This window comes from Acidovorax sp. (assembly GCF_034519795.1).
Taxonomy (GTDB): domain Bacteria; phylum Pseudomonadota; class Gammaproteobacteria; order Burkholderiales; family Burkholderiaceae_C; genus Acidovorax.
Genome location: NZ_JAXHOB010000029.1, coordinates 1 through 2,993, shown reverse-complemented (window position 1 = coordinate 2,993; position 2,993 = coordinate 1). Strand labels below are relative to the sequence as shown.

The window sequence follows — 2,993 nt, the reverse complement described above, 5'->3', positions numbered from 1 at the left end:
ATCGCCAACATCGCCAGCGCGCGCATCTACGACTCGCTCGCCACCAAGGCAGGCGACCTGTCCACCGGTTTCACCACGGCCGAGCGCCAGTTGGTGTCCAAAGCCGTGCTGGCCAAGTGCGATGCGCTCGACGGCGCCACCGACGGACTCGTGCAGGATACGGGCGCCTGCCAGGCCGCCTTCAACCTGGAGCGCGATGTGCCTACCTGCAGCGGCGAGCGCGATGGCAGTTGCCTGTCGGCCGCGCAGAAGACCGGCATCGCCAAGATCTTCAGCGGCCCGACCACCAGCAACGCCAGCAAGATCTACACGAGCTTTCCGTACGATGCAGGCTTGGCCGGCGGCGGCTATGGCTTCTGGGAGTTCACCGCGCCGCTGGCCCTGGACTCGGGCGGCGTGGGCCTGATCTGGGCGGCACCGCCCGAGGATGCCGCCACCTTCAACGGCCCGGTGTTCGCCATGACCGCCAGCCTGGACACCATGGTCGCCCGGGTCAACGCCACCACGGCGCTGTACCCCGAAAGCGGCATGTCGTTCATGACACCACCCAACCCGAGCAACCTGTCAGCCATCAAGGGCCGGGGCGCGAAAATGATGCTTTACCACGGCACCAGCGACCCGATCTTCTCCAGCGATGACACCACCGCCTGGTACGACGCCCTGCGCGCGGCCAACAGCGGTGACGCCAGCAACTTCACGCGCTTTTACCGCGTGCCCGGCATGAACCACTGCTCCGGCGGCCCCGCCACCGATCAGTTCGACATGCTGACCCCGCTGGTCAACTGGGTAGAAAAGGGCGAAGCGCCTGAGACCGTGGCCGCCAACGTGCGTGGCGCAGGCAATGCGGCCGCCGTCAACGCTGACCTGCCCGCCGCCTGGTCCGCCAACCGCAGCCGGCCGCTGTGCACCTACCCCAAGGTGGCGCGCTACAACGGCACGGGTGACATGGAAAGCGCGAGCAGCTTCAGTTGCCGATAAGGCCAGCGGATCGAGGGGGCGGCCATCGCAGCCCCGCTGCGGCGCCCGCCCCGCATCGCCCCCTGTCGTCCCCTGCCCCCATTGAGGAGTCCACCGCATGAACACCTTCACGCTGCCTACCCGTCCCCTGGCCCTCTCGGCGGCCCTGGCCGCCCTGCTCTCGGGCTGAGGCACCGCGCCCCGCTCCGCATTGCCACAACTGGCGGCAGCGGCACCCGCCACCTTGCAGTCGCGCACCAGCCTCGCCGCCGATCTCGTCTGGCCGCAGACCCGCATCACTTCGGCAGAGCTCGTGGCCCCCGGCCCGCTGACCGTGCAAGGCCTGGCGACCCAGGTCCCCGCGCACTGCCTCGTCAAAGGCCGGATGAACGAACGCACGGGCCCCGTGGACGGCGCCAGCTACGCGATTGGTTTCGAGGTGCGCCTGCCTGTCGCCTGGAATGGCCGCTTTCTCCACCAGGCCAATGGCGGCCTGGACGGCAACGTGGTCACAGCCCTGGGGGCCGTGAGCGGTGCAGCCCCGGTAGCGCCCGGGCTGGTGCAGGGCTTTGCCGTGCTCAGCTCGGATGCGGGGCATGGTGCCCCCACGCCCTTCTTCGGCCTGGACCCGCAGGCCCGGCTGGACTACGGCTACCAGGCCGTGGGCACGCTCACGCCCATGGCCAAGAAGCTCATCCAGGCGGCCTATGGCAAGGCGCCGGACCGCTCCTACATCGCCGGCTGCTCCAACGGCGGGCGCCACGCCATGGTGGCCGCCTCGCGCTACGCGGACCAGTACGATGGCGTGCTGGCCGGCAATCCCGGATTTCACCTGCCCAAAGCGGCCGCTACCCAACTGTGGAAGGCCCAGCAGTACGCCAGGATCTCCACGCCAGGCACGAACCAGCAGCCCGACCTGGCCACTGCCATCACACCGGCCGAGTTCAAACTCGTCGGCAACACGATTGTGGCCCGCTGCGATGCGCTCGACGGCGTGGTGGACCAGCAGGTGAACGACGGGGCGGCCTGCCAGGCCACGTTCGACCTGCAGGCCGACGTGCCCAGTTGCACGGGCGCCGGTACGCGCGACGGCACCTGCCTGGCACCCGAACGCAAAGCGGTGCTCGCCCGGGTCTTCGCCGGGCCCCGCAATGGCAAGGGCGAAGCGTTGTACACCGGCACCTGGTTCGACCCGGGCGTTGCGGGCAGCAACTTCGCGTTCTGGCATTTCAATGCGCCGCCCAACCGCGACGCGGGTGCCGTGGCCTTCCTGTTCACCTCGCCGCCCTCCACGCAGGCGGCCTTCAAGGACACCACGGGTCTGCAGTACGCGCTGAACTTCAGCATGGAGACGGACTACCCGAAGATGTTCGCCACCACGCCGCCCTACACCGAATCGGCCTGGTCGTACATGACACCGCCCAACCCATCCGACCTGGGCCCGCTCAGGAACCGAGGCGCCAAGATGATGGTCTACCACGGCGTGGCCGACGGCGTGTTCTCGCCCGTGGACACCGCGAACTGGATGGACCGGCTGCAGGCCCGCCACCAGGGCGACGCCGCGGGCTTTGCGCGCCTGTACCTGGTGCCCGGCATGAACCATTGCTCGGGCGGCCCCGCCACCGACCAGTTCGACATGCTGGCGCCACTAGTGCAGTGGGTGGAACAGGGCCAGGCGCCCGACACCGTGCTGGCCCAGGCCCGTGGGGCCGGTGCCAACGTGGTCAATGCCGAGCTGCCCGCCAGCTGGTCGGCCAAACGCACCCGCCCCCTGTGCGCTTACCCCAAGGTGGCGCGCTACAACGGCACGGGCGATGTGGAGAGCGCGAGCAGCTTCAGCTGCAAGTGACGCGGATGGGCACTCCATCAGACAACCAGGCGGGGAGCCGAAGACGTGAGACGTTGGAAGGCCAATCCGCAGGAGAGGAGGTAGCCCCTGGAGTCGCTTCACGCCTGCGGGGTCGGGGTGTTCATCTCATGCCTGCATGAAGCGGTGGATGGTGCGGCCCTGCGCGTCCACCGCCACGGTCACCGGG

The 2,993-nt window shown here is 69.0% G+C and carries 2 protein-coding genes; both read left to right on the top strand.

Annotated elements, in window-relative coordinates:
* The coding region (locus U5N23_RS28830) for a tannase/feruloyl esterase family alpha/beta hydrolase (RefSeq protein WP_322596128.1) at positions 1-978 on the top strand (978 nt) is incomplete at its 5' end.
* Between the two features lie 190 nt (positions 979-1,168).
* Positions 1,169-2,806 (top strand): tannase/feruloyl esterase family alpha/beta hydrolase, encoded by a 1,638-nt coding sequence (locus U5N23_RS28825; protein WP_322596127.1) that lies wholly within the window; start codon positions 1,169-1,171, stop codon positions 2,804-2,806.
* Positions 2,807-2,993 lie beyond the last annotated feature (187 nt).